We start from the raw sequence: 26503 nt of genomic DNA on the forward strand, positions 1-26503 counted from the left end.
GAAAAATTACGCGGCCATTTTAAGGCAGGCGTCTGCGCATTGGCTGCATGCCCGCGCGCAATTCTGGCAATGGTCGTGATCGTGCCTTGCACACTCTTCGGCGCAGGCTTTGCAGATATCCGCGCACAGGCGGCATAATTTTTGTGAGTACTCGCTTTCCAATGCCATAAATTGCGCCGCCAGGCGACAAATGGCCGCACATTGCATATCTAACTGGATGCAGTGCTTCATCATTTCGACGTTATCTTCACGCAGACAAGAAGAGGCGCAGATATCACACGCCGCCGCGCATTCATAACACTGCTCAATACACTCACGATGTTCTTGTTGCATAAATGACTCCTTATTTTATTAAGAGGAGTAGATAAGTCTGCACAGAAACGCCGGGATAGCCAAACGGCTACCCCTCTTTTTCATACTTTTTGAACAAAAGTGCTGAATAAAACAGCAATAGTAAAGCCGGAAATCGGCCTCCGTGATGTGACGTCTATACTGTAATGTTCATCTGCTTTTCATCGGAGGTAAAATGGAGTATTTAGCACGACTAAATATCGTTGCGATGCTGATGTCAACGACGTTCTGGATCAATCTGGCGGTCGTTTTTTTCGTCACCCTCATTACTTACTGGCTCATCAACTGGCTACTCAATGTGGTCTATAAAGCGCTACAACGCCCGGATAAAAAGGATGATGCTCATGGGCGGCTGCGGCCTATTGTTTTCGAGATGCTGAAAAAGACCAGTAAGATGCTCATCTTTTTTGCCGCATTTCTCTTTAGCCTGCGCTTTGTCGCCCTGCCCGACCGGTTATTCTCTACCCTCTCTCACGCCTGGTTTTTAGTGGTTGCGATTCAAATGGCGATTTGGCTTGATCAGGGCGTACAGTCATGGATGCGTCATTTACTGTATGCCCCAGGCTCCAATAAAAACCCGGTGACGTTAGTCATTCTTGGTATGATTTTGCGCGTGCTCGTCTGGTCTATGATGTTGCTCTCCATCCTGGCGAACGTCGGCGTGGATATTACCGCACTGGTAGCCAGCCTCGGCGTGGGCGGTATTGCTATTGCCCTGGCGGTACAAACCGTTCTGAGCGATGTCTTCGCTTCGCTGTCGATTGGTTTCGATAAGCCCTTCGAAATCGGCGATTTCGTCGTCTTTAATGATGTAGCCGGTACGATTGAACATATCGGTTTGAAAACCACTCGCATCCGTAGCCTCAGCGGCGAACAGATCGTTTGTGCGAACGCGCAGTTGTTGCAGCAAACCATACACAACTATAAGCGGATGCAAACGCGTCGTATCGTGTTTACTTTTGGCGTCGCCACTGCGACACCGCCGGAAAAGTTACGCCTCATCGGCGATATGGTGAAAAAGATTATTACCGATGTCGGCGAAACACAATTCGACCGCGCCCATCTACTGGCCTTTGGTCAGGATCGGCTGACCTATGAGGTGGTGCATATCGTCAATACCGCGGATTACAATAAATACATGGATATTCAGCAAGAGATAAATATCCGTATTATTGAAAAACTCATTGAGAATGATATCGAACTGGCGCTGCCAAGTCTGGTCGTCAGAGCCCCTGTACAGGTTGAAGAGACCAGGGACTACAGTGATACCGCTGATGCAAAAAACGCAGATAAACGCGTCATACAGTAAAATCTCTGCCGACAATACCGGGAACTCATGGGTTCCCGGTGCGTTAACGGCGACACGGCAATGCGGAGAAACGACTTGCGGCTATTCCACCTGTAAATGGCGGGTACAGACTTGATCAAGTAGCGCAGACTGATGACTAATCACCAACATCCCTAATGAACGGCTGCGGCACACCTCAAGCACGTATCCCCATATCGCTTTTTGAATAGACGGATCGAGTTGCGCCGTCATTTCGTCGGCAATCAGAAAACGCGTTCGCGGGCCAAGCGCGCGCAGTATCGCAATACGCGCCAACTCCCCGCCTGAGAGCTGCATTGGCCGACGCGTCAGCCACTCGGGCTGCACATGCAAACGCCTCATCGTTTCCGGGTCAGGCTGCCAGGCATCACGTACAGCGTCTCCGGCGCTTCGCCAGGGATTAAACGTCAGTTCAGGATGCTGGGGAACAAGCTGTACCGGACAATACTGATGCAGGGGTAACGGGCTGCCGTCCAGCAGAACGTCGCCCGCCGTCGGCTTTTGCCATCCGGCCAGGACGCGCCCCAAGGTTGTTTTCCCCGTTCCGCTTGGCGCATGAATTCCTACCCGTTCACCGGCAGAAATCGTAAACGTCAGGTTCTGCCATAAGACTTTCCCGCCCTGACGAATAACGAGGTCGCGGCAGCTTAGCATTCTATTCCCTCTCCGGTCGGCATAAATAACGGGTTTAGTTCAGGCAATGCTTGCCATTGCCGTTTTAACGGTTCACTCATCTCTTCCGGCTGTAACTGCTCGCAGCGGATATTGTCCGTGATATAACCCTGATGCAGCGCCACAATGCGATCGGCATACCGCGCCGCCAGCAGCAGGTCATGAGTCACCCACAGCACGCCGCATCCCCGCTCGCAGAGGCCTCGCAAGTGCTCAAGCAACTGGTTTGCCAGTGCCGTATCAAGCCAGGCGGTGATCTCATCCGCGAGGATATAACGTGCCTGGCTGAGCGAGGCGTGGCACGCCAGAATTCGTTTAGCCATCCCGCCGGAGAGCTGGCGGGGAAAGCGCTCCAGGACTGTCGGTTCGAGATCGCTTTGCTGCAATAGCTGTACCATCTGCGTCTCATCCCAGGCGCGTCCGGTCAGATGACATGCTCTGTTCAAATGTTTTCTGATATTCAGCATGGGATTAAGCGCCTGTACCCCCTGCGGCACGTAGCTAAACGTATTGCCCCTAAGCTGCCTGATGGTATGTCTGTCCAGACGGTTGCCATCAAGCGTAATCTCACCCCGAAAGCGTAAGTTTTCCGGCAGCAGATCGAGCAAGCATTGCAGCAGCAGACTTTTTCCCTCCCCGCTGCCGCCAACCAATGCCACCATTTCGCCGGGTGCGATATCAAAAGAGACATTCTGTAATAACGGCGACCAGCGTCTCGCGCCATACCAGCGATAACGCGCGCTTTCCAGCGTAACCTGTTGTAAACTCAGCATACGTCACTCCTTAGCCACAGCCGCTGAATGGCGCGCGCAAACTGATCGAAGAGCATCACCAGCGTGAATAACATTAGGCCGGGAAACAGCACCAGCCACCAGTTACCATGGCTAATAAACCGTAACGCATCCGCCAGCAACAGCCCCAGCGAAGGCTCATGCGGCGCCAGCCCAAACCCCAGAAAACTTAACGCCGCGCTGTGCAATACCGCATGAGGAAACATCAATAACGTTCCCGTCAACCATTGCGGCAATAGCGCCGGAAAATAGTGATATCGCCAGCAATAAAGGTGTCCATGCCCCAGACGATAGGTCAATGTCAGGTAGTCACTCTGCGCTACCCGCTCCGCGTCGGCGCGCAGAATCAGCGCCAGACGGGGCCAGTGCGTTAACGCCACGGCCGCAATGACGCCGCTTTTACCGCCGCCGAGCGTAAAACAGATAAGGATCAGCAAAAGTAAATGCGGCATGGCGAGCATAGCATCGGTTATCAACCGCATCAGGAGGTCCAGCCGGGGATGAATGCGCGCCACTGCCGCCATCACTAGCGCGATAACGCCGCTGCACAGCGCGGCGCCAACGCCAATTTGTAAACTGGTGAAGGCCCCCTGAAAGCAACGAAGCCATACATCGCGCCCCAGATTATCGGTGCCAAACCAGTGCTGGATATCAGGCGACAGATGCCGGGCAAGCAGATTAACCTCTGGCGGCTGGCTCAACGTGGCATAACCGTATCCGGCAATAAACAGCAGACAGGTAACGGAGAGGATCAGACGAAACAACGTCGGGGCAGGATTATAGAGCATCGGGACGCTCCAGCGATCGATTAAGCCCCACCACAAGCCAGGCTGAAATCGTATTTCCGGCAAACACTAATAGCGTACAGAATAAAACGATCCCCATGAGTAGCGGGACATCGCCACGCAGGCCGGCATCGATAGTGGCCTGCCCCAGCCCCGGATACGCAAAGACTTTTTCTGCCAGTAACGCCCCCCCCATCAGTTCGCCCAGAGAAGCAAACTGTAAGCAGAGCGCTGGGGTAATCGCATGACGTAACACCTGGTGACGTAACAGCGACCATCCTTTATCCCCCTGAGCGCGCGCAAAACGAATAAATTCGCTCTTCATTACGCTGGCTATTTTTTCTCGCGTATGCAGCGCAATTTGCCCCATGCCCAACAGACTTAATGCACATACCGGCAACACAAGATGGCGTAAACGTTCCGATAAAAGAGCTGTTCCTGCATTATTTCCGGGGTCCCAGGCGCAACAAACAGGTAATACCGGCCAGCGGACGGCAAACAGCGCCAGCAGCAGCATTGCTATCCAGAAAGTGGGCAACGATGACAATAAGTAGCTGATACGGCAAATCATCTTATCCGGCCAGCGGTGGAGAAAACGTCCGGCCAGAAAACCCAATGTCACGCCCAGCACACCAGACAATAGCCAAGCGCCTGCCAACAGCGCGAATGACGTCGCAAAACGTTCCCGGATCACGCTGGCGACAGGCATGTTGAACAGCATGGAATACCCCATGTCACCCTGGAGCAGACGCCAAAACCAGTGACCGAAACGCTCCCACAGCGGCTGGTCAAGCCCCCAGCGCGCCGCAATCCGCGCATATTGTTCTGGCGGAACATGGAGCAGATCGTTGCCAATATAAGCGCGGATAGGATCAACGGGCGAAAAGCTAAGCAAAATGAAGGTGCCGGCAGCCACCAGCACCAACAGAATAATCAGCCGCAAAAAATGACTGAAGAACAATTTCATCACCGACAGGTCCAGGTCCAGTCATCAAGATTGTTTAACACCGACCAGCTACCGTGGATTTCTGGCGCGCCTTTTCCCAGATCAATACAGGGGTTGGCCAGATAGGTATGCTGAATATTAAGCAGCCATGCCCATGCCGCATCGCCCTGAACGCCCGCGCCCTGCTTCCCATCCCACTCAACCTGCTGCCAGAAAGGAATCGCCTTTTGCCAGTCAGGCGCATCTATAGCCTGTTTCAGATGTGCTTCTACCGCAGGGTTGCTGTAATAGCCCGGGTTATAATATTCCACACCAGCGGCTTTCCCGCTGTAGTGATGGAAGAGTTCCATCGGGTCCAGACTTCCCCAGCCAAACAGCGTAGGGTTAGCGTGCATATGGCGCTCTACGGTTTCCCAGCTTCCCGACTGCAACGAGACGACAATGCCTAAAGGCTGCAACATGGCGCGCACCGCTTCGGCCAGATCCCGCCGGGTGCTGTCGCCACTGGCATACCATAAGGTCAGACGCGCTTCTTTACCTGCTTTTTCACGCACGCCCGCACTGTTTATCTTCCAGCCAGCCTCTTCCAGGATGGCGCGCGCTTTTGCAATATCGCCATCGCTGAATATCACTGAAGGATTTTGCCACGGTAATCCCTGCACCGCGCTATAGGCGGGTATCGCATGGCCTTCCATCACCTGTTCCGCCAGTTGCTTACGATTAATGGCATAGTTAATTGCGCGTCTGATAGCGACATCAGCGGTTACATCGTTGCCGACAGGATAACCGTTAGCATCCTTTTTACCGGCAGGCACCATCGGGAAGACAATGCCCCGGTTTTCAACGCTATCGCGTACCCAGAGTTTAAGATTATCCTGCTGCGGGGCCACCGCCATAGAAGGGGCAATGCGCACCAGTCCCAACTGTCCGCTGCGCGCGGCAGCATAAGCATTATCTTCATCCAGAAAGACAAAAACCAGTCGGTTAAAGTCATTCTTTTTACCCGCATACCAGGGATTAGCTTCAACGATCAGTTGCTGACCCGGCTGAAAGCTGACCAGTCGGTATGGACCGGCGCCTATCGGTTCACGGGCGAACGTTTTTTCATCATAACGGCTGGCCGGAACAATCCCTAACGATCCTAATACATTCACAAAGGTGCTCTGCGGATGGCTCAGCGTCATCTCAATTCGGCGCGCATCCAGCGCTCGCGCATGACTAAAGTTGCCCATGTCAATTTTACCGCCGCTCTTCGCCGCTTTGTTATATGTAAAAACGACATCTTCGGCAGTTAATGGCGAGCCATCGGAGAATTTCAGATCGGGTTTTAAGGTCAGTATCCAGGTTTTACCATCGGGGCTGGTGTCCACTTTTTCCGTCAGTAAATTACCCCAACTCATATCGGCGTTTTGCTTGAGCAACGGCGCATGAAGCAATAAGTAACTGCCGTGGCTCCAGCCCAGCATAGGATCAAATCCTTCCGTTGGCTCAGGGCCAATGGCCAGCTTTAAGGTATGGCCATCTGCCGTGTCCGACGCGGCGAAAAGCGGCGAGGTGAATGCCAGAGCCATCGCGCACGTTATGAGCGCCAGTTTGCCTTTAATCATCAGTTTACCCCAGATTATACGTTGTTTTTGTTTCTCCCGGCGCAGCATAAACGTCGGGAGACCTCCTGAGGACGGCATTATGGCGAGCATTTGTAAGGAAAAAATTGATGCAGAACAGAAAGTATGACGATCTTTTAAAAACATCATACGCACAAACGTCGGGAGCGCCAACGTGGGCTAAAGGCCGCTTTTGACGGGGATAAAACGCAAGGGAAATGACGCCAGGAATACCGGGTTAATTAACGCCATCTTATTCTCTTATTTCCTTTCTATTCTGTATTACGTCTTCCCATCCGACGCTGTTCATTTTCTCAACGTTATTAGTCAGTACTGAAACGTAAGAAGGTATCGTAATTAGCGCTTCCTGGCTTTAAACCTAAACCAATATTAAACGAACCGGGCGTTAATGAAACTTACCAGCAGAACGCCAGTCATATGGCAACCCGATGAAATGACATGCTATGGAGTCCAACCGAAAAATGTTAACGCCGCCAGGGCTCGTGATGATTTTTTTAGCCGTACTGTTCTCATTGCTGACAGGATGCGCAAGTTATAAAAACACGGCATGGGGAATATATCCGGCTTCAACGGATATTTGTCCATCAGGTACGACATCAACAGGAGGGTGCAAAGAGTAATATCGCATATTTAATATACACCACTTTTTAAATGACTGTCCGGACATTTTCGGACGGTAAGTTTTCTATTAATTTATAATGGACTAATCCCATGACAAATAAAAAACACATTTTTTCAATTATCTTTATTGGTTCTCTTTTAACGGGGTGTGCTACAGGACCATCACCGACAGGGATTGGCTTATATACGGATGTTAAAGGGCCAATTACTGCCACGAGTCTCACGGCAACCAAAACCGGTAAAGCGTGTGCGCAAACGGTATTGGGTATTGTAAATACCGGCGACGCATCTATCGATTCAGCGAAAAAAGCGGGCGATATTTCTTTAGTGTCGAGTGTTGATTATGAAACTACGGGCTCATATCCGTTTTATGGTAAAACCTGTGTTGTCGTAAGAGGACAATAACAACAGTAAGCCGGCGATGCCGCCGGCTTTTTATCCCATTTTACGTGCCGCTATCTCTGTCTGTTCCTTGCGACTCAGCCCCCGCTTTAAGGTTCTGTTAAGATTTTACGCATACCCTACAAGCAGTTGTGAATAAAGGATAATAATAATGGCACATTTCTCAAGACTGCAAATAACGCTTCACTGGTTAACACTGCTCCTGACAGGCATCGCATATGCTGCTATTGAGTTACGGGGGTGGGTGCCAAAAGGCTCCAGCGTTTACCTGTTTATGAAAGACACGCACTATGATATGGGCGTTCTGGTCTGGGCGCTGATGTTTTTACGGTTATATCTTAAACACAAATACCCGGATCCGGTCATTACGCCTCCCCCTCCTCACTGGCAGCACGTAGCCGCTAAATTAATGCATATCGCGCTTTATCTCACTTTTCTCGCCTTACCGCTGCTGGGCGTCGCGATGATGGCATCAGGCGGGAAAAGCTGGAGCTTTTTTGGTTTTACTGTACCGGTATTTTTGACGCCAGATAGCACCCTAAAATCGGATATAAAGCGTATTCATGAAATGCTGGCCAATATCGGCTATTTCCTGATTGCCATGCATGCAGCAGCGGCGTTGTTTCACCATTACATACAAAAAGACGATACATTTTCAAGGATGTTACCCGGTAAATCATGACTATTTCGGCCATCCCGACGTGAGAGAGCACGCCGGGCAAGGCATTATTATTCCAGCGCTATCGGTTTCGACTGATAGCGCCTTATACCGTTTGTAATCGACAATATACGATATTTTTCCGGTTCCACGTGTAGGTGATATGTACGACGCCGCCCTCGCTAATAATAGCGGGATAAGAATACTCACCGTGGTCACTTTCCAGGTCCAGTAGCGGTAGCCATGATTCGCCATTATCCTGGGAAGCAATCAGTGAAAGCGGATAGCGCTTTCCCCAGTTGCCGTTGACCGGATTTAACGCAAGAATCAGCGTACCGTCCTGCATACTAACCAGATCGATACCACTATTATTATTCGGTAAAAATGTCGCGCGGGCAACAGACCAGGTAGCGCCATAGTCGATTGAATCACTGCGAAAAATTGCCCCGCGTGTGCTTCGTAACAACATATGGATATGCCCCGGAGAAGACTCCCACAGAGTAGGCTGAATAACGCCATCCCAGCGCAGGAGGTTTTCCAGACAACATTCCCACAACATCCCCTTTTTTACACCATCCCACAACGCTACGTTTGTCCCGGAAATAGCGTTATCAGGCTCCAGCGGAACAAAAGAGATATTCCAGTGTTTTCCTTCGTCAGAGGATCGATCCACAAATGCCCTCCACCGTTCAGGACTTTCAATCGACCCTGGCGCAATCCAGGCGCCATTTGATGCCAGCAGGAGTTTATTTTTTACGGGACCGCGCGGCAAAATATCATCGTTAACCAACGGAGCTGGCGTACTCCAGGTAAATCCTCGATCGCTGGAGGTGATAAACCAGGTTTTCCACACGTGTACGTCGCTGCCTACTTTATAAAATAACCACAATTTATCCGACGGGTAAAATAACACCGGATTCCAGTGCGCTTCCCCCTCGCGTGCCGCCACTCGCTGCGGTGTTGTCCAGATATTATGTTCATAGCGAGATAGCCAGATGGCTGTATCTTCGCTTCCTTCGCGCAGCCCCGCGAACCATGCGGCCACGAGCGTACCGCACGGTAAGCGAACAAGCGTAGAGGCATGGCACTGGAAGGACTCGGTTCCGCTTTCCGGTAAAATGACCTGCCGATTGACGAGCGCTAATTTCATACCTGCCTCTATTAAATAAGGTAAAAAGCATCAGCTTTTTTATGTATGAAAGTAGTGTTAGCAGAAATAGCATCAACGCGGTGAAAACGATGAACTGCTATACGAATTTATGTTCAGATATCGCGCCCATAACAGGCAGAATGTCGAGAGTGGACAAAAATTGGACTGACCTCGCGGATAATTCCAACTTACCGCCGTCCAATGGCGACGAGGTCAGTGGCACGGGATAATATAGAGGTCAGGGCTATAATATTTAGCGATCTGTGCCTACAAGCATGACGGGATACTTTTCGCTACAGGCAATGAAGGCCCGTCTAAACGGGCCTCTATTAACGCGATTATGATTTGTGTTCAATCGCCTTTGGTTTGCTTTCTATGGCAATTTTTTTCGGTTTCTCGCTTTCAGGGATCTCCTGGTAAATCTCGACCAACAAGAGGCCCTGTTCCAGTTTCGCATTATTCACCTTAGCATGTTCAGGCAAAGAAAAACTCAACTGGAAATCCGCCTTACGAATACCACGATAAATCCAGTGCGTCTGATCCTCTACCGTCTCTTCAGTGTGTTTACCCGTAATATTCAGGTTGCCGCCAACCGTTTCAATTTCAAGCTCTTCCTCTTTCCAGCCAGGAACGCTCACGGTAAGCAGATAGTTATTCGCATCGCGCTTTTGCAGATCGTAAGCTGGCGTCGCAGCGACTGGCGTATCTCCTGTTAATTGACTGAAAAGTCTATCAATACGGTTGAAACGGTCAGAGAAAAGAGAATCAGCAAACACGGGAAGTGCTGACAAGGTTCTGAGTGCCATCATTAACCTCCTGAATCACTATTCAAAAGTTCAACATCAAGGCAAGCATTGCTTGTCCACTGACTACATAGGGACGGAAAAAACATTTTCAAGTCTATAAAAGCCTTTTTTTAGTCACGAATTTAAGTAGTTAACGAAAAGTCTCATCCCGTTCATTGCCATTTCCGCTGTCCCTTCATCTTTACAATTTTTCTTCATCAGCAGAATTGATAATGATTATCAATTGCATTAGTGTATACAGGTTGGTTATGGCAGTGACCAACGCCCTTCTCCATTATCAAACCCAGCGCCGCCTTCGGGCGGCCTTTTGGGAGGAAATATGGTCGCCAAAAATAAAATTCACGGTCGTCGTATTCGTCAGTCTCTGCAACAGTTACATCATCGTTGTCTTTTTCAGCAACTGGCGGTAAGCCCACCAGGAACAAAATATGTTTCAGTCACCGCTGAAACAAAAAACTGGCTTATTCATCTTGTGACTTCAGAGGGCCGCTAGCACGCGGTAGTGACTGTCCATGTTGTCGCTAAAATTTTAATGAAATGACTTTTATACACCTACAATTTGCGCCCGGCTACTCCGGGCGCCATACCTGAAGATATGACACCCGTTGCCAACTGACAGGAGTTTTAGTTATCGTCTCCGGCGTAGAAAACTTCGATATCTTTATTAAACCATTTATCAATGTTGTGCCACATCAGACAACCGGTCAGAAAACTTGCGATCAATATCCCTCCTATAAGCCACTTTTTCACATATACTCCTGAATAACCCCTGTTGATGCCATTATCTGATCGATAATAAAAAGACCATCATTTGAAGAAATAGTTTCACTGACAGATACCGTATGAAACGAGACAGTGAACAGTACCGTTTTCTTCGGTTTTTATGCCATAGTATTGAGCAGTGGTGACAATCATTTTCCATCGCGCCATAATGATTTGCAGCCTATAGTTTATGATTTTAAGATTTGTCTACTCATCACATATGTCAGTGATGGATAAATTATAATACGCTTTTCTGGCGCACTTTTCGTCAGTAAACAGGAATACTACAGCATTCATCGTATTGATGCCGCTTTATCTCCCGCTCTTCAGGGAATTAACGACAATTTTATGCACAAAGGATACTAATGATGAAACGTAAATTGATCCCATTTACCCTCTTTCTCGTTGCGCTTAGCGCCAGTACCACCTCTATAGCAGCTTCGCAGGAGATTTCTAAATCTATATACACCTGTAATGATAACCAGGTTATGGAGGTGATTTACGTCAACACCGAGGCTGGAAACGCCTATGCGATTATCAGTCAGGTAAACGAGATGATCCCGATGCGGTTAATGAAAATGGCCTCCGGAGCAAATTACGAAGCCATAGACAAAAATTATACTTATAAACTTTATACCAAAGGCAAAACGGCTGAACTGGTGGAAGGTGATGATAAACCTGTTCTCAGTAACTGTTCCTTAGCTAACTAACCTTAAGAAATGCCTGAAGGCTCATCAGGCATTTCTACTTCAACCTTCCTGTAACGTAACGTTAAAGAATATGTGAATCACTACCATAGTATAATGGCTAATTAGCAACCACTTTTGAACATGGTTAATCCTATTTTTAAAGAAAAGTTCGAACTGTCTGAATTGTCGTTGTTGAGCGTTTAAATGTTTTGCTTTATTAAGTGACCCAGGTAGAATTCGCAGCGGCTGGTAACCATTCATATTCGCACTATTGAACGATCACCGGCCAACCGCGCCAGGGTCTTGCATACGCTCTGGCGCGGTTAAATCCCCAGGTCATAAACGAAATCACTGGTTTCAGCTATTGATCGTATCTTTCAAGTTAACCTGCATTATGCTTGCCCATCTGATGTAAAAAGACACCGCTCTGAACCATAGGGTGTGAATTTCATTTTATAAAAAATTGCGGTGCCGGGTGCCTCCCGGTGAACCATACCACAGTCAATATGGTTCGCGAGGAACATTAACTATTTGACTGGACGCCCCGCCGCAAAGGGGGATTCACCGCATAAGAAAAATCTACAACTCACAAGTAATAAAAGACAATAACATTTTTGTGCATTTTTTATAAATGACTATCTTGTCACGTAATAAATGAAATTATTCTGTAACAGGATTGCAAGACAATACTTATTCAAAACTGAAGTGGTCAGTGGGAGTCGAACCCACATCATCAGCCTGACACTGAGGTAATAACATTATACGATAACCACATTGGACCGCCACCGAGGCCTCGAACCTCGCACCATCAACTTAGGAGGTTGATGCTCTATCCAGCTGAGCTAGTGGCGGCTGGGGACTTCTGCCAGGCGCAAAAAAGGTGCTCTCCTGGATAAAATACATACCTTGCTACTTTTCAGTAGTCGTTCAACGGCAGGTACAATATGCGAAGGCGGTCACAAAATCTTGATGACATTGTGATTAATTCCAGGAAAATTTTTCAGAGTGAATCTTGTGAGATCTGGCGTTATTTACACCAGATTTTCCTTCCTGCTTATCACCTACCTGAGCAACCTTGATTGCTTACCACAACCCCTTATCTGTGCTTATGCTGGTGAGATGTTATGTACAGCGTCACTATGACGAAGAGAGTATGACGAAGAGAGAAAAGACAGGCAGGTACGTGTTACCAGTAAAGAAGCCCTGTTTTATTGACTGGCGGTGCGGAAGGCGAACCTTCCGCATAGCTTATGCTTTTCAGAAACGGTATCCAACCCCGACGTTGAAGCCGTTTATTTTTGTAGAGGAGATGTTGCTTCCTTCATACCCAACATCGACGACGATATTCTCCAGCGGATTCATCTGTACACCCGCGCCCCAGGCAAATCCCGTTTTCCTTGAGGAAATTTTGTTAGAAAAAGAATCGCCATCCTGAGTGGAATGTTCTTTAAATGTCGCCTTTACCGTGCCGACACCCGCCAGCGCGTATAACGAAAAATTGTCAGACAATCGATAGGCTGGCCCAACCATTAAAGAACCGTACTTCACCTCAAACTTGTCATGGTAATGAATACCTTCAGGCTCAACAGACCCGGAAGCCTGGCTGTCTCCATATAAGTAACTTAGCGAGGAAATAAAACTTACCGGAGAGTCATCCTCATAACGGTATTTCACATTTACCCCTCGGATATTTTTGAAATCCTGAACTTTACTTTGTGCATACCCCACGGAAAAGGCGTTAGTATCGGCCTGTGCAACATTTACAACCAAAACGCTTGTAGTAATAACTAAAGTGGATAAAATAATATTTTTCATAATAACTCCTTAATACTACTTATTATTTACGGTGTGTTTAAACACCTGCAGTACCGATCCGGCATTCAGTTATCGCCACTATGCCAAATCGACAAAACCACGAATAATTCACCGCTATCGCTCCTGATGCGTTTACTTCCTGAAAGATATTTTTACTACCGAAGCGCTCTATCGCTCATTTAGGTAACCGGTTCTACAATGTCATCTAACTTTTATAGATTTGAATGCTAATTTTTCTCACGCATATATATTTAACAGAAACCATAAAGTGTTTAGCCACTATAGAACAACAAACAATCCATACAACACTTTGATATTTAAAGAGAAAATCTCACAACCACATTAAGAAACCTGACACCGATCGGCTAAAAACATGTCATTAAGCAAACTCACCATATAACCAGAACATATCGCATTGTGCTTCACAGTCCTCACGTGACGCTTCAGCCACAATACAGTTATATGCCATCGCAGGCGCTGTAATCATATTCACCATGATGCTTAGCACGATTTATTCCCGCTCCGATTTAATGTTTTAATATGTCTATCAGTTACAACATTTCTTGTTATAAGAATAGAATCAACACCACAATACCAACATAAATATCACCTGTGTTGAGAGAGAATTTACATTCCAGAAAAATAATAACGGACGCAAATATTAAATGCTCGATAAAAAAGTCTATTTCGCTATAAAACCCATTATTATTAAGAGTGGTTAACTCTTCGTTGAATAAAAAATGCCAATGACGTTCCATAATTCATTAGATGAACTTCACAAGTCATTACATATAACAGGAGGTGCTATGAAACATCATGCTTTTATGCTTTGGTCATTACTTATTTTTTCATTCCATGTTTTGGCCAGTTCAGACCATTGCTCTGGTTTACAACAGACATCATGGGAAATTTTTATCTACGATTTTGGTAGTAAAACCCCGCAACCACCTACAAATACCGATAAAAAGCAAGCCAGGCAGATTAGTTCACCATCCTGCCCGACGGCAAAACCCATGATGTCCGCACCAGTCAATGACGCCAGGAAAGGGAATACTTTCTCCAGAACATAATGTTATTTATCTACAATGGTGCCGAACGACTACTTTTAGCCATCCGGAAATCTTGATTGCCATCAAATATAGCTGGCATTATTTTTCCTGACGTGTATAGTGCGCCTCGTTATCCCCATTAAGGAATTTGTTTGTCTCGTAAAATGACAGGAATTGTCAAAACCTTTGATTGTAAGAGCGGTAAAGGTCTCATCACCCCCTCCGATGGACGCAAAGATGTTCAGGTCCACATTTCAGCATGTCGCCAACACGAAACAGAAGCGCTTATCCCCGGTATACGCGTTGAGTTTTGTCGTATTAATGGCCTCCGCGGACCTACCGCCGCCAACGTTTATCTTTCATAATTCGTCACTCGGCATTTTTTCAGAAAAATTTAGCGAGCCCGTATACCTCCGCAGTCTGCTATGAGGCTTTGCCTGAAAGGCTGCAGAATGTTTTCAGTGGCGAAAATCTAAAGTATTTATTTTGCTAATGACTCCTGTGACCTCTTTTATCATATATCGGGTATCCCTCCCCTTTTCACTTTGTTTAACGTGAAGAAATGTACAGCCGTTTTTCACTGTGATAGCATCTAATATTGCAAAAGTATTTAACGCTATATACCCATCGTCACAGGAGTGGCTGGCTGCGCGCATTTAACCGAAGTATTTATGTGATTCTATCGGAATTATCTCTATTGCCGCTCAATGCTACGTCATACTCAGTGGGTATAAATCGCCAATATAGTTGTAACGCTATTTATTTTTAGGGTAATAATTGAATGACTTTGCTTTCAGGAAAAACCACACTGGTTCTCTGCCTCTCCTCTATTTTATGTGGATGTACGACGAACGGCTTACCCGCCCCTTATAGTATTAATTTGTCGTTCCCGGTCATTACACAAAACCAGATTAATTCCGGTGGTTATTACATAAATGACGCGGAACAAATTCGGACAACTGATGGTCTGTGCCTTGATACAGGCTCAGATCAACAGAATCGTTTGACGCTGCGGGAGTGTAAGCATGTACAATCTCAGCTTTTCTCATTTCACCGAGATAGAATCACGCAGGGTGAGAAATGTCTGGATGCCGCAGGACAAGGTACAAAAGAAGGCACACCAATCATTCTTTATTCATGCACGGGTAATGATAACCAGCGCTGGCTCACTGATGATAACAAAATTAAGGGGAAACAGAGCCGAAAATGCCTGGGCACAAATAGCATTATAGTCAGAAAAGGCGACCCTGTTGTGTTGGCCGATTGCGATTTTAGTCGCGCCCTGGAATTTACCTTCAGGTAGCAGGACACCGCTGTGAAGAGAGAGCCGCTAACCTCATGACACGACAACAGGTTAGCGACCTTTACTTCCACGTGCGGTCAATTTACTTTACGTCCGCAACGTCAGGATGACAAAACGGCGGCTAAACCTTGACACCAGTTATATACCCAGCTTAAATACTGGTCATCCAACCAGTAAAAAGGAAATGGCGATGTTCGTCGAACTCGTTTATGACAAGCGAAATGTTGAAGGTTTGCCAGGCGCACGCGAAATCATCCTCAATGAACTCACAAAACGTGTACATCAACTTTTTCCCGATGCGCAAGTGAAAGTTAAGCCAATGCAGGCGAACGCATTAAACAGTGACTGTACAAAAACCGAGAAAGAACGGCTGCACCGTATGCTGGAAGAGATGTTTGAAGAGGCTGATATGTGGCTGGTCGCCGAATAACGTCCCCTCCTGCGAAAGCGACATGTCCGATCGAAAACAGCGCCCTGAGGCGCTGTCTGTGACGATATAACGCAAACGCCACCACTCAGAACATGTAGCGGAAGTTGGCGTTTATCGCATGGTCAACATGCTATTTGCCAAATGCCGCCAGCTCCAGTCATTGTCACTGAACGTTTTGCCCAGTGCCACACCTGTACGCCCTATCAACGGATTATACGTTTTGTTGCGCATCGACGCTATTGGTCACGGTTTTACAGTAAAAACGGTACCTGTTCTCAGACTCTTCCGGCGTCAGTGCACCGTTATAATGATGAGGTCTGACGCTATTGTAGCCGTTCAAGATGTAACCATTGATTTGTTTGGTTTTCTTGTTCACTAAGTTACCTGTTTTGTGTTGAGGTGAGAACATCGCCTTTAATCAGGTGGCCAAATTTACTATGCCACTACAAGAGTGAGAATAGATGAAATGTCACCTCCCTCACAGGGATATAATAATCCTGGTAATGAAAAATTTATGTTTACTTATAAAGTACTAATGATATCGAATCTCTATTTCCACATATAAATCAACCCAATACAGTTACAATGAGATAAGTGAATGTAGTTTTAAATTCAGTTAGTTGTTTATCTATAGTTGTCTCTTTGGTATTAACAATAATTAATTGATTGTACTGAATAAACTATCATTTTACCTCTGTAATAGACATCTATTTTAGTTTTATTGACGTTAGACTATGTATCTTACTATCTGCACAAGACATAGAACCAGAAACAAGTCAGGCATTGCCAGAATAAAATCAACGTCATGAAACAATGGGTTATGAACACATATATCATTCAGATAAAGAAGTAATAATCGGGAGAGTAGATATCATGAAAAAACCTGTTTTTTTCCTTCTGACCATGATCATCTGCAGCTATATTTCTTTTGCCTGCGCTAATATCAGTGACTACAAAGTTATGACCTGGAATCTTCAGGGCTCTTCAGCATCTACAGAAAGTAAATGGAATGTCAATGTCAGACAGCTTTTAAGTGGTACTGCCGGTGTGGATATTCTTATGGTACAGGAGGCCGGTGCTGTTCCCACCTCAGCGGTTCCTACCGGACGACATATTCAGCCTTTTGGAGTGGGTATTCCCATTGATGAATACACCTGGAATCTCGGAACCACCAGCCGTCAGGATATAAGATATATCTACTACTCGGCTATTGATGTTGGAGCACGCCGTGTTAATCTGGCAATAGTTTCCAGACAAAGAGCGGATAATGTTTATGTCTTGCGTCCGACAACTGTCGCATCTCGCCCCGTCATTGGCATCGGACTGGGTAATGATGTTTTTCTGACAGCGCACGCACTGGCTAGTGGAGGTCCGGATGCTGCAGCTATTGTCAGGGTTACCATTAATTTTTTTAGACAACCTCAGATGCGGCATTTATCCTGGTTTCTTGCCGGGGATTTTAATCGCAGCCCAGACAGACTTGAAAATGACCTGATGACTGAGCATCTGGAACGAGTTGTAGCCGTACTCGCACCTACAGAACCCACGCAAATTGGCGGTGGTATTTTAGATTATGGGGTCATTGTCGATCGAGCACCTTATTCACAAAGGGTCGAAGCATTACGTAATCCACAACTCGCTTCTGATCATTATCCCGTAGCCTTTTTGGCACGAAGCTGTTAATGAGTAAATAGCGTTGACGACATGTACTTTGAGCGTAAGGTGCAGAATATATATTTATTATAAGGTAAAATTATGAGTTGTTTTACCAGTCCAGCAATTATGGAAATGTTAGGTCATTATAAATGGCGTGTTTATGAGCCATTCAGGTTTTATCTCAGTGAAGATAAAAATGATGTCATTGAAGTACCGGTAGGATTCGTTACCGACCTTGCCACTGTTCCGCGTATTTTCTGGTCATTATTACCACCGGATGGTGAATATGCCAAAGCGGCAATCATTCATGACTACCTGTATCATTATCCATTACGTAACAGAAAAGAGTCCGATCTCATATTCCTGGATGGGATGAAAGTTCTGGGCGTGCCAAAATGGAAAAGGATAATAATGTATTTAGCCGTAAGAATATTTGGCTGGAAATACTATCATTCTCATACCATACAACATAATTAATTTCTCGTTTTTAACACACAAAGAACTATAGAAAAACCTGACGCCTTAATATAGTAATAATGAGACTTAGTGGCTTTCACCAGTTCTCTGTGTGAATATATCATTATATGCTATCATCACAAACCGCTATAGTGGTAAGTAAGGGAATTACAATCTTACCCGTTCCTTTATCCATCCATAAACAAATGATTCATTCGCCTGGCGCTTTTCAGCTAACTCCAGATAGCGTTGTCCCTGACTACAATTCAATGCCCGGATAAGTATCATTTCGCCCTCATCTCTCCGGTGAGAGAGAAAAAATGTTAGTGCCGAAAGCGTCCGTGGCCCAATCTGACCATCTGCTATCAAATCCGGATAAATTTTTTGCTGATCATTAAAAACATTAAGCCAACGCTGGAAGTACTTAATCGGAATTGAGGGTCCCATGTTCACACCAGTATCACAAAGCTCAGCTGCGATAGAGTGAGAGATAATGGCAACCTGATCAAGTCGTGGACCATACCAATAATCTGCCTCAAGGATTTTTAATGCTTGATTACGGGTAAGATTCCGCATATCCCCCATATAGCCATTAGCCCGGGCCGTCGTCAGGGTTATACCCCAATGCGTTGGTCCCCCCCTGTCGTCAGGGTGATCAACGTAACCGCCTTCTCTACTAAGGAGAGCTGCAAAGATTTCATCTTTAGTCATAATAACTCCTTCTAATATTAATAAAATACGTACCTGAATGCTATGATTGATAATGCAATGAATCTGATAAAAAACTTATTGAAGTATATAAACATTTATATTTAAGTGGATAGCCAACTTAATAAACAATATTAACCAGACCACTAATAAACGGTCTGTTTAATTTAATAGGCAACATAGGTAAGTTTCATTTATTTAGAAAGTATAAGTTCTATTACAGGTCTTGCATCATAAAAAGACATGTTGTATACGTCAGCTCTTTGCCCTCGATGTGACTGACATACGCTACCTATTGAAAAGCATGAACTTATTAATGGGCCGAATGCATCAATTCGTTGTTGGGTATACGTCTGCGGTTCCGGAAGAAAAGGTATCACGCCAGGATTAGACGTAGTGCTTAAACCTAAATAACTGGCATTCATTGTGCTTACACCATCCTTTACCAGACCTGTTGTGCTATCATAAACAAGCGCCACGGCCTTTTGAATATTCTCGGGTAAAATAGATAATGTGGAAACATACTCTCTTTGCAATCGCATCATCGTTTTTTCATAAGCATTAAAGTGACCACCTTGCGTTTCCAGATAGGTGATGGATGGGAGCAAGCTGTAGAAATTATTATCTGCACGAATCTGATATCTGTATAAATTACCTTTGAATGTTGAGCGAGAATAGTACGCTCTGGCTATAGCATATGTTTGATTAACACTTGAGGTTGTTGCAATATAGCGACTGTCACTACTTCCACCACTACATGACCTTCCACTGATAAATTGCTGAAAGTTACGGTTATACCCAAGTAGTGAAAACCCATCGCGAAAAATAACGTCCGGCGGGGTTGAGTCCACACGATACACAAAATCTACTGCATAGTTATTAAAGCTAACTATAGATAAGGTTAAGAATATTAACTTTTTCATTATTTCTTCTCCCCTCTTACTTGGGTCCAAAGCATTGTGTCGTACTGCACGATGATAGTCCCACAAGAGCATTTGCTGAAAAGGTATTAACAAAAAGCGGATAGGTCCAGATATTTTTTTGAACATGAATCCTTACGGATTGCCCTGTACTGTAAAAATATCTTGCCTGGTCAAGAAGTTCTTTAAAGGAGGGCGCCCATATGCTCTGCTTTGATACCGCACATGCAACAACTGGTGTACCACTACCGTTAGCTTTAACCGTTTTTATGCAAAAATAAGGACTAGTATCTATCTGACCAACATGTAATTCACTAATAACTTCGTCTGAGTAATAGGCGTTCGTATTATCTCCTGTCCACTCAGCGCTGGCATTAAAAGAATAGATGAGAATTAATAATGTATAAACAGGCACAAACTTATTCATATACATACTACTCTCCTGTACATTTAAAATAATTAACAAAGCACAAATTTATTATATCTCATCAAATCAAAATTCAGTCTATCATGATTTACTTCAACATAATGTTACCAACCACAACAAACACTCAAATTACTTGTAAATAGTAATAATACACATATAAAAAATTTCATCACTGATAATAAGCCACACCTATTTTATCAGTTACAGAATTTCTGCCACGGTAATAACACAGGTACTTCCGGCTCATATTGATCGCCGTCGTCTGTCTACTGGTTTTTATTTTCAGCAAAGCAGGACATAACTCATTAATAACTTGATGATTATTTAACAAGCCCACCCTCTGTAAGAACGTTCTGGATAACTATCAGATCACTATTATAGGATCAAAGAGTGGGGAATAAATCATTATCATCCAACTGAATCATGGACGACATCTTATTAACTGGCAATCTTTTTCCGGTGTAGTGATCCTACCCGCGTAATCTATCTGTACCCTCCTGGTAAAGTGTCTGGCAATTTAGTCAGCCTATTGTTGATAACCGCCAGAAAAGTAATATGTTCAGAAAGATGATCTAATAAAGTTGTGAGCTGTAGGTCGCTGAGATCTAGTATAAGGCAATAATATTTCAAACATTCCCGCATCCAAGTTTGTTGAACGAAAATTTACTTAAAGAAAAAATAATAAGCCTTAATATTTTTTGCAGTATTTCAACTTATAGCAGAATAAATGTGCGTAGATGGCGTAAAAACCTGATGAGCAGGAATATCGATAGCCAGCAGGCGCTTCTGCTGGTCCATATTCCTCCATTTTGCCAGGCCATACTGGAGCGCCACCAGGTATCTGCCAGATTGATCCTAAGCTAATAAATATAAACAGATAGCAGTTACTGCCTACCTTAAGAAGTATGTGCTCATGATCATTTAAAGCTCTTTTAAAGAGCCTGATAATAAGCTTGTCAATATAATATTATGCAGTCTCTATTAAGCGCCTGGTTTATTTGTTTTGCATAATCATATAGTTGACTTTCCGAGTAAGAGTTTTCTTGCAAAGACAAATAAACGTGCTTTATATCTCTGAATAAACATACATCACCATGAATATGAGCCTCTATATAATTCCCTTCATAGCCTGTACCATAATTAGAATGAGCTAAAAATTTTTCGCCCTTAGCCATTTTAACCAAACTCTTAAAGCAATTATAACCAAAAAAATCATTTTGACAGGATGCAATCAGGTTCTCCATATGCCAAAATGTAGATAATTTACTAGTATCCAGGCCAAATCTGTGGCCGTAGATATCAAAAGGTGAGAATGTACAATTTGTTTTTACATTATCATTTAATTCAAAAAATGATTTCCCATAGGCGCTGGCCCCTCCATTTTCACCGTTCAGAAAGTCCAGTGCAGCATAAATTGGTCTGCTTGTAGGGCTAAAAGTTTTACTGTTGGGAGTATATGCTACGGAAAAACCGCCTGTCTGACCATATGGGGCATAAGGTGAATCTGCAAGCTTCTCCAGTTCAAATGCTTTAGTTTCAACTGAATCACGCCCGACATTATAAGCAGGTAAATCTCCCGGTCTGCAACCTAATGCATAAGAGTTCAGATATTCTTTATTTTTTAAGAGAGAGACAAAGTCAATTTTTGCTGCATTAAAATTTATTGTCAGCCGGGCATTTTGTAAAATATCCACCATCTTATTTAGTAAGAGAGCGCAATCTATTTCGGCACCACACTCACGGCTTATCCGCCTGAGCGCTTTTTCTCTTATTATGTCAGCGTCGCGCTGACACCTGGAATGAATATGCGCAAGTACTTGTTTTCCAAAAAGGCGACCATACACCTTTTTACGCTCTTCATTGCTGAGACCGCAAAACACTTCGTCAAAAGAAAGCCTGTACGCTGCGCTTACAGAACCTCTCGCCGCTCTGCTTTCTGGAAATGGCGGAACATCTTCAACAAAATTTTTAATTTGCTGAATGTCTGAAGACAGAGGAGTACGTCCGACATTTTTTTCCTTATCTGTTTCCAGATATTCCGGAACCTTCACACTTCCACTGTAGAAGATAAGTTTGAGCATATGTCTCCTGAATTTTTATGACTAATATAGCATTCACTTTCGCTGACGTATTCTTTACCAGGCTGATATTTCAACACCTCTTAACAGCCTTGTAGAAGTGCAAATAAAGACACTAATAATTTCATAAAATGCTTAATCTACCCACTATTGCAGGCAATAAATCATCACCTTTTATTGAAATAATCCCCTGATAATAACAATAAATCTGGTAAGGCACTTTCAAAAAATAGCCAAACCACACATCATAAAGAAAACCACCACAATCAAAATCGGTAACTATCAGCTTTCAGGGGGTCTCAGGTTATCATGACGATCGGTGTAAAGGATGGATTACTATTGCGGTCAGAATTGAGGGAGTTTTGATAAATTTTTTTGATAAAATTTTGATAACCGTTCGAATGCTAATAAATAAATATCCTCCGGCATAGCCGGAGGTTTTTCTGATGCGCCTGTAAGGCTCTCTTACCAGCCGCGCCCTAACAGGCGCATACGATCTGACATTTGCATCAAACTTCGTTACTTACGGCCCGTAAACGGGCTGCCCGGATAAGGGATCGATAATTGCTCACCCATTTTATCCTCTTCAAGCTGGTGCTTTATGTAGTCCTGTATCTTCGCCGTGTTCTTACCCACCGTATCGACATAGTACCCTCTGCACCAGAACTCCCTGTTCCTGTATTTGAATTTTAGATCCCCAAACTGCTCGTAAAGCATCAGACTACTTTTACCCTTCAGATATCCCATGAAGCTCGACACACTCATCTTCGGCGGGATCTCCAGAAGCATGTGAATATGATCTGCACAACATTCCGCTTCCAGAATTCGTACGTTTTTCCATTCACACAATTTTCTTAATATGCTGCCTACTGCCCTACGCTTCTCTCCATAGAACGCTTGTCTTCGGTATTTGGGCGCGAAAACTATGTGATATTTACAGTTCCATCGGGTGTGCGCTAAGCTCTTTTCGTCCCCCATTGGGACCCCCTTTTGATTTCTTGTTGAACTTTTGCAGTTGCCAGACCGCAAGATGTTTTAACAAATCAAAAGGGGTTTTAATAACTGACTTAAAGCTGAAAGCTTTCCGGAACCCCCAGCCTAGCTGGGGGTTTTCCATAGACAATAAAAACGGGGACGTTAAGTCCCCGTTTTTGTTTTTAACAATTATCGTTATTACATATTTGCGATAATCGCGTCGCCAAACTCACTACATTTCAGCAGCTTAGCGCCTTCCATCAGGCGTTCAAAGTCATAGGTCACGGTCTTCGCGGCAATCGCGCCTTCCATACCTTTAACAATCAGATCCGCCGCTTCGAACCACTGCATGTGGCGCAGCATCATCTCCGCAGACAGAATAATGGAGCCTGGGTTGACTTTATCCTGGCCCGCATATTTCGGCGCAGTCCCGTGAGTCGCTTCAAACAACGCGCATTCGTCGCCGATATTCGCACCCGGTGCAATACCGATACCGCCAACCTGAGCCGCCAGGGCATCGGAAATATAGTCACCGTTCAGGTTCATACAGGCGATAACGTCGTATTCCGCCGGACGCAACAGGATCTGTTGCAGGAACGCATCGGCGATAACGTCTTTAACCACGATCTCTTTACCCGTGTTCGGGTTCTTAATTTTCAGCCACGGACCGCCGTCAATAAGCTCACCGCCGAACTCGTCGCGCGCCAACTGGTAGCCCCAGTCTTTAAACGCGCCTTCGGTGAACTTCATGATATTGCCTTTATGTACCAGCGTGACGGAATCGCGATCGTTGGTAATAGCGTATTCAATCGCCGCGCGAACCAGACGTTTAGTGCCTTCTTCAGAACACGGTTTGATACCGATACCGCAGTGCTCCGGGAAGCGAATTTTCTTCACGCCCATCTCTTCGCGCAGGAACTTGATCACTTTCTCAGCGTCTGCAGAGTCAGCTTTCCATTCAATTCCGGCGTAGATGTCTTCAGAGTTTTCACGGAAGATGACCATATCGGTCAGCTCCGGATGTTTCACCGGACTTGGCGTGCCCTGATAGTAACGAACGGGACGCAGACAAACGTACAGGTCAAGCTCCTGACGCAGGGCAACGTTCAGAGAGCGGATACCGCCGCCAACCGGCGTGGTCAACGGACCTTTAATCGCTACGCGGTAATCACGAATTAAATCAAGGGTTTCAGCGGGAAGCCAGACATCCTGGCCGTAAACCTGTGTGGATTTTTCTCCGGTGTAAATTTCCATCCAGGAAATTTTACGCTCGCCTTTATAGGCTTTCTCGACGGCGGCATCGACCACTTTAAGCATGGCAGGAGTGACATCAACACCGATACCATCGCCTTCAATAAACGGGATAATCGGATTCTCAGGAACGTTGAGTTTGCCGTTTTGCAGGGTGATCTTCTTACCTTCCACCGGAACAACTACTTTGCTTTCCATTCACCTCTCCTTCGAGCGCTTCTGGTTTGCTCGTCTGTCATCGCGCTGCATGTGCAATGGCGTCCTGCTGCACGACTGCGTTAGAGCAATTTTTTGTTAATGTTTTGTAATGAGCATGTCAATACTACCCTATTGTTTGCCGCCATGAAAGACACTCATTATTGCGCTATAATGCGGCAATTAATAAGTTCTGAAAACACCATGCAAAAAACTTCTTTTAGAAATCACTACGTTAAGCGATTCAGCTCACGACAAGCATCTAAATCACGGAAAGAAAACCACCCAAAACGCGTGGTTTTGTTCAATAAACCTTACGATGTGTTGCCGCAGTTCACGGATGAAGCAGGTCGCCGCACGTTAAAAGATTTTATTCCTGTGCAAGGCGTTTATGCCGCAGGCCGCCTGGATCGCGACAGCGAAGGGCTTTTGGTGCTGACTAATGACGGCGCGCTGCAGGCGCGCCTCACGCAACCGGGCAAACGCACCGGCAAGATTTACTATGTTCAGGTAGAAGGCATCCCGGATAATGCAGCGCTGCAGGCGCTTCGTACTGGCGTCACGCTCAACGATGGCCCTACCCTGCCCGCCGGTATTGAGATTGTCGCGGAGCCTGACTGGCTGTGGCCGCGCACCCCGCCGATTCGCGAACGGAAGAATATTCCCACCAGTTGGCTAAAAGTCACCTTATATGAAGGCCGCAACCGCCAGGTAAGACGCATGACAGCGCATGTCGGTCATCCCACTCTACGATTAATTCGTTACAGCATGGGCGACTACACGCTCAACGGCCTCGATAATGGACAGTGGCGCGAGATCGCACAGGAGAAAGACAGATGAAACGGCTTCTCATTGCTTTTGCTTTATTAACACCGTTATCCGTTAATGCGGCCAGCTTCGACTGCCAGAAAGCGCAGGCTGCGGATGAAAAGGCTATCTGCGCGCACCTGACGCTGAATGATAAAGACGTGGAAATGCACACCAAATATCAGTTTCTGAAAGGGTTGTTCGCGATGGGCAGTCGCGGCGCCCTGCAGGACGCCCAGCAGAGCTGGCTTAAACAGCGTCAGCAGTGCAAGGCCGACGTCACCTGCCTGACAAAAGCTTATAACGAGCGTCTGAAACAGCTTGACGCGATCTATGACCACATTGATAAACCGCTTTAATAAGGATGCCTATGTTCAAGCCGCACGTGACCGTTGCCTGCATCGTACATGCCGAAGATAAATTTCTGGTGGTGGAAGAGACCATCAACGGTAAATCGTTATGGAATCAACCTGCCGGACACCTGGAGGCAGATGAAACGCTGGCGCAGGCCGCCGCGCGAGAACTGTGGGAAGAGACTGGCATCACGGCACAACCACAGTATTTTATCCGTATGCATCAGTGGATTGCGCCGGATAAGACCCCGTTCCTGCGCTTTTTATTCGCCATCAAGCTTGATCATATTTGCGCGACCGACCCCCATGACAATGACATCGATTGCTGCCGTTGGGTGAGCGCCGACGAGATTCTGAACGCGCCGAATTTACGTTCTCCGCTGGTGGCTGAAAGCATTCGCAGTTATCAAACGGGACAATGTTACCCCTTATCTATAGTGGGCGAATTTAACTGGCCGTTTACAGAGGGTGTCAAGTAAAGGGCTGCGTGGTAGA

General features: G+C 45.7%; 30 protein-coding genes, 1 tRNA gene and 1 pseudogene. 14 read left to right on the forward strand and 18 right to left on the reverse strand.

What is annotated here, in order from left to right:
* Positions 1-6 precede the first annotated feature (6 nt).
* A complete protein-coding gene (locus tag HU143_RS13335; protein ID WP_001183699.1) occupies positions 7-333 on the reverse strand; it encodes a four-helix bundle copper-binding protein in 327 nt (108 codons plus the stop codon).
* A gap of 193 nt (positions 334-526) precedes the next feature.
* Here HU143_RS13335 and HU143_RS13340 point away from each other — a divergent pair, with 193 nt between their 5' ends.
* The gene (locus HU143_RS13340) at positions 527-1660 is read left to right on the forward strand and encodes a mechanosensitive ion channel family protein (RefSeq protein ID WP_001618317.1); all 1134 of its coding nucleotides are present in this window, start codon (positions 527-529) and stop codon (positions 1658-1660) included.
* A gap of 81 nt (positions 1661-1741) precedes the next feature.
* Here HU143_RS13340 and HU143_RS13345 read toward each other — a convergent pair whose 3' ends face one another.
* Genes HU143_RS13345 through HU143_RS13365 form a run of 5 tightly spaced genes read right to left on the reverse strand, consistent with a single transcriptional unit; the run spans position 1742 to position 6527 of the window.
* Positions 1742-2332: an ATP-binding cassette domain-containing protein gene (locus HU143_RS13345; protein WP_023226915.1), complete on the reverse strand. Its 591-nt coding sequence runs from the start codon at positions 2330-2332 to the stop codon at positions 1742-1744.
* Complete coding sequence (locus tag HU143_RS13350; RefSeq protein ID WP_000950207.1) at positions 2326-3123, reverse strand: ATP-binding cassette domain-containing protein; 798 nt, start codon at positions 3121-3123, stop codon at positions 2326-2328. Before HU143_RS13350 ends, HU143_RS13345 begins: the two co-directional genes overlap by 7 nt.
* On the reverse strand, positions 3117-3929 hold the full coding sequence (locus tag HU143_RS13355; protein ID WP_000966637.1) for an ABC transporter permease: 813 nt from the start codon (positions 3927-3929) through the stop codon (positions 3117-3119). Before HU143_RS13355 ends, HU143_RS13350 begins: the two co-directional genes overlap by 7 nt.
* Positions 3919-4893: an ABC transporter permease gene (locus HU143_RS13360; protein WP_001726984.1), complete on the reverse strand. Its 975-nt coding sequence runs from the start codon at positions 4891-4893 to the stop codon at positions 3919-3921. The genes HU143_RS13355 and HU143_RS13360 overlap by 11 nt, the downstream gene beginning before the upstream one ends.
* Positions 4893-6527 carry an ABC transporter substrate-binding protein gene (locus tag HU143_RS13365; RefSeq protein WP_000946099.1) on the reverse strand — a complete coding sequence of 545 codons (1635 nt, stop codon included), beginning with the start codon at positions 6525-6527 and terminating at the stop codon, positions 4893-4895. The genes HU143_RS13360 and HU143_RS13365 overlap by 1 nt, the downstream gene beginning before the upstream one ends.
* A gap of 681 nt (positions 6528-7208) precedes the next feature.
* Between HU143_RS13365 and HU143_RS13370 the strand changes: the two genes are divergently transcribed.
* Positions 7209-7523 (forward strand): TRL-like family protein, encoded by a 315-nt coding sequence (locus tag HU143_RS13370; protein ID WP_023226914.1) that lies wholly within the window; start codon positions 7209-7211, stop codon positions 7521-7523.
* A gap of 148 nt (positions 7524-7671) precedes the next feature.
* Positions 7672-8202 carry a cytochrome b gene (locus HU143_RS13375; RefSeq protein WP_023226913.1) on the forward strand — a complete coding sequence of 177 codons (531 nt, stop codon included), beginning with the start codon at positions 7672-7674 and terminating at the stop codon, positions 8200-8202.
* An 82-nt stretch (positions 8203-8284) separates the two neighbouring features.
* On the opposite strand, the gene HU143_RS13380 is transcribed toward HU143_RS13375, so the two are convergent.
* The 4 genes from HU143_RS13380 to HU143_RS13395 form a co-directional block, all read right to left on the reverse strand.
* Positions 8285-9328: a sialidase family protein gene (locus tag HU143_RS13380; RefSeq protein WP_023226912.1), complete on the reverse strand. Its 1044-nt coding sequence runs from the start codon at positions 9326-9328 to the stop codon at positions 8285-8287.
* 338 nt (positions 9329-9666) lie between these two features.
* On the reverse strand, positions 9667-10134 hold the full coding sequence (locus HU143_RS13385) for an Hsp20 family protein (protein ID WP_001218118.1): 468 nt from the start codon (positions 10132-10134) through the stop codon (positions 9667-9669).
* 197 nt (positions 10135-10331) lie between these two features.
* Positions 10332-10559 (reverse strand): hypothetical protein, encoded by a 228-nt coding sequence (locus HU143_RS13390; protein WP_077909976.1) that lies wholly within the window; start codon positions 10557-10559, stop codon positions 10332-10334.
* A 199-nt stretch (positions 10560-10758) separates the two neighbouring features.
* Positions 10759-10884 (reverse strand): lipoprotein, encoded by a 126-nt coding sequence (locus tag HU143_RS13395; protein ID WP_000758947.1) that lies wholly within the window; start codon positions 10882-10884, stop codon positions 10759-10761.
* A gap of 377 nt (positions 10885-11261) precedes the next feature.
* Between HU143_RS13395 and HU143_RS13400 the strand changes: the two genes are divergently transcribed.
* A complete protein-coding gene (locus HU143_RS13400; protein ID WP_023226911.1) occupies positions 11262-11606 on the forward strand; it encodes a c-type lysozyme inhibitor in 345 nt (114 codons plus the stop codon).
* A gap of 754 nt (positions 11607-12360) precedes the next feature.
* On the opposite strand, the gene HU143_RS13405 is transcribed toward HU143_RS13400, so the two are convergent.
* Positions 12361-12437 (reverse strand) — tRNA-Arg (locus HU143_RS13405).
* Between the two features lie 405 nt (positions 12438-12842).
* Positions 12843-13400 (reverse strand): virulence membrane protein PagC, encoded by a 558-nt coding sequence (pagC, locus tag HU143_RS13410; protein ID WP_023226910.1) that lies wholly within the window; start codon positions 13398-13400, stop codon positions 12843-12845.
* An 806-nt stretch (positions 13401-14206) separates the two neighbouring features.
* Between pagC and pagD the strand changes: the two genes are divergently transcribed.
* The 6 genes from pagD (at position 14207) to HU143_RS13440 (ending at position 18315) form a co-directional block, all read left to right on the forward strand.
* Positions 14207-14470 carry a virulence protein PagD gene (gene pagD / locus HU143_RS13415; RefSeq protein WP_024148167.1) on the forward strand — a complete coding sequence of 88 codons (264 nt, stop codon included), beginning with the start codon at positions 14207-14209 and terminating at the stop codon, positions 14468-14470.
* Between the two features lie 131 nt (positions 14471-14601).
* A complete protein-coding gene (gene cspF, locus HU143_RS13420; protein WP_001537306.1) occupies positions 14602-14814 on the forward strand; it encodes a cold shock-like protein CspF in 213 nt (70 codons plus the stop codon).
* Positions 14815-15230: 416 nt separating this feature from the next.
* Positions 15231-15752: an RICIN domain-containing protein gene (locus tag HU143_RS13425; protein WP_023226908.1), complete on the forward strand. Its 522-nt coding sequence runs from the start codon at positions 15231-15233 to the stop codon at positions 15750-15752.
* Positions 15753-15942: 190 nt separating this feature from the next.
* Positions 15943-16182, forward strand: a complete 240-nt coding sequence (gene msgA / locus HU143_RS13430) for a virulence protein MsgA (protein WP_000497451.1) — start codon at positions 15943-15945, stop codon at positions 16180-16182.
* An 873-nt stretch (positions 16183-17055) separates the two neighbouring features.
* The gene (gene cdtB, locus HU143_RS13435; RefSeq protein WP_023226907.1) at positions 17056-17865 is read left to right on the forward strand and encodes a cytolethal distending toxin S-CDT; all 810 of its coding nucleotides are present in this window, start codon (positions 17056-17058) and stop codon (positions 17863-17865) included.
* A 72-nt stretch (positions 17866-17937) separates the two neighbouring features.
* Positions 17938-18315 carry a DUF1353 domain-containing protein gene (locus tag HU143_RS13440; RefSeq protein WP_001277616.1) on the forward strand — a complete coding sequence of 126 codons (378 nt, stop codon included), beginning with the start codon at positions 17938-17940 and terminating at the stop codon, positions 18313-18315.
* Positions 18316-18462: 147 nt separating this feature from the next.
* Here the strand turns inward: HU143_RS13440 and HU143_RS13445 are convergent, their stop codons facing one another.
* From HU143_RS13445 to pltB, 3 genes are all read right to left on the reverse strand, one after another.
* Positions 18463-19005: a glycoside hydrolase family 108 protein gene (locus HU143_RS13445; protein WP_023226906.1), complete on the reverse strand. Its 543-nt coding sequence runs from the start codon at positions 19003-19005 to the stop codon at positions 18463-18465.
* A 191-nt stretch (positions 19006-19196) separates the two neighbouring features.
* A complete protein-coding gene (pltA, locus tag HU143_RS13450) occupies positions 19197-19925 on the reverse strand; it encodes a typhoid-like toxin S-CDT ADP-ribosylating subunit PltA (RefSeq protein ID WP_023218771.1) in 729 nt (242 codons plus the stop codon).
* A 16-nt stretch (positions 19926-19941) separates the two neighbouring features.
* Positions 19942-20355, reverse strand: a complete 414-nt coding sequence (gene pltB, locus HU143_RS13455) for a typhoid-like toxin S-CDT binding subunit PltB (protein ID WP_023226904.1) — start codon at positions 20353-20355, stop codon at positions 19942-19944.
* A gap of 612 nt (positions 20356-20967) precedes the next feature.
* Between pltB and HU143_RS24570 the strand changes: the two are divergent.
* Positions 20968-21114, forward strand: a pseudogene (locus HU143_RS24570) (hypothetical protein); the annotation flags it as partial.
* A gap of 191 nt (positions 21115-21305) precedes the next feature.
* On the opposite strand, the gene sopF reads toward HU143_RS24570, so the two are convergent.
* The 3 genes from sopF to icd form a co-directional block, all read right to left on the reverse strand.
* Positions 21306-22430, reverse strand: a complete 1125-nt coding sequence (gene sopF, locus HU143_RS13460; RefSeq protein WP_023226903.1) for a type III secretion system effector SopF — start codon at positions 22428-22430, stop codon at positions 21306-21308.
* Between the two features lie 516 nt (positions 22431-22946).
* A complete protein-coding gene (tnpA, locus tag HU143_RS13465; protein WP_000502119.1) occupies positions 22947-23405 on the reverse strand; it encodes an IS200/IS605-like element IS200F family transposase in 459 nt (152 codons plus the stop codon).
* A gap of 195 nt (positions 23406-23600) precedes the next feature.
* Positions 23601-24851, reverse strand: coding sequence for an NADP-dependent isocitrate dehydrogenase (icd, locus tag HU143_RS13470; protein ID WP_000444508.1), 1251 nt, complete (start codon positions 24849-24851; stop codon positions 23601-23603).
* Between the two features lie 171 nt (positions 24852-25022).
* On the opposite strand from icd, the gene rluE reads away from it, so the two are divergent.
* From rluE to HU143_RS13485, 3 genes are read left to right on the forward strand one after another with little or no spacing between them, the layout of a single operon-like run.
* Positions 25023-25688, forward strand: coding sequence for a 23S rRNA pseudouridine(2457) synthase RluE (rluE, locus tag HU143_RS13475; RefSeq protein WP_023227247.1), 666 nt, complete (start codon positions 25023-25025; stop codon positions 25686-25688).
* On the forward strand, positions 25685-26014 hold the full coding sequence (locus HU143_RS13480; protein WP_000825956.1) for a lysozyme inhibitor LprI family protein: 330 nt from the start codon (positions 25685-25687) through the stop codon (positions 26012-26014). The genes rluE and HU143_RS13480 overlap by 4 nt, the downstream gene beginning before the upstream one ends.
* Positions 26015-26025: 11 nt before the next feature.
* The gene (locus HU143_RS13485) at positions 26026-26487 is read left to right on the forward strand and encodes an NUDIX hydrolase (RefSeq protein WP_023227248.1); all 462 of its coding nucleotides are present in this window, start codon (positions 26026-26028) and stop codon (positions 26485-26487) included.
* Positions 26488-26503: the final 16 nt, after the last annotated feature.

Source organism: Salmonella sp. SJTUF14076, assembly GCF_015534835.1.
In the GTDB taxonomy this organism is placed as follows: Bacteria; Pseudomonadota; Gammaproteobacteria; order Enterobacterales; family Enterobacteriaceae; genus Salmonella; species Salmonella enterica.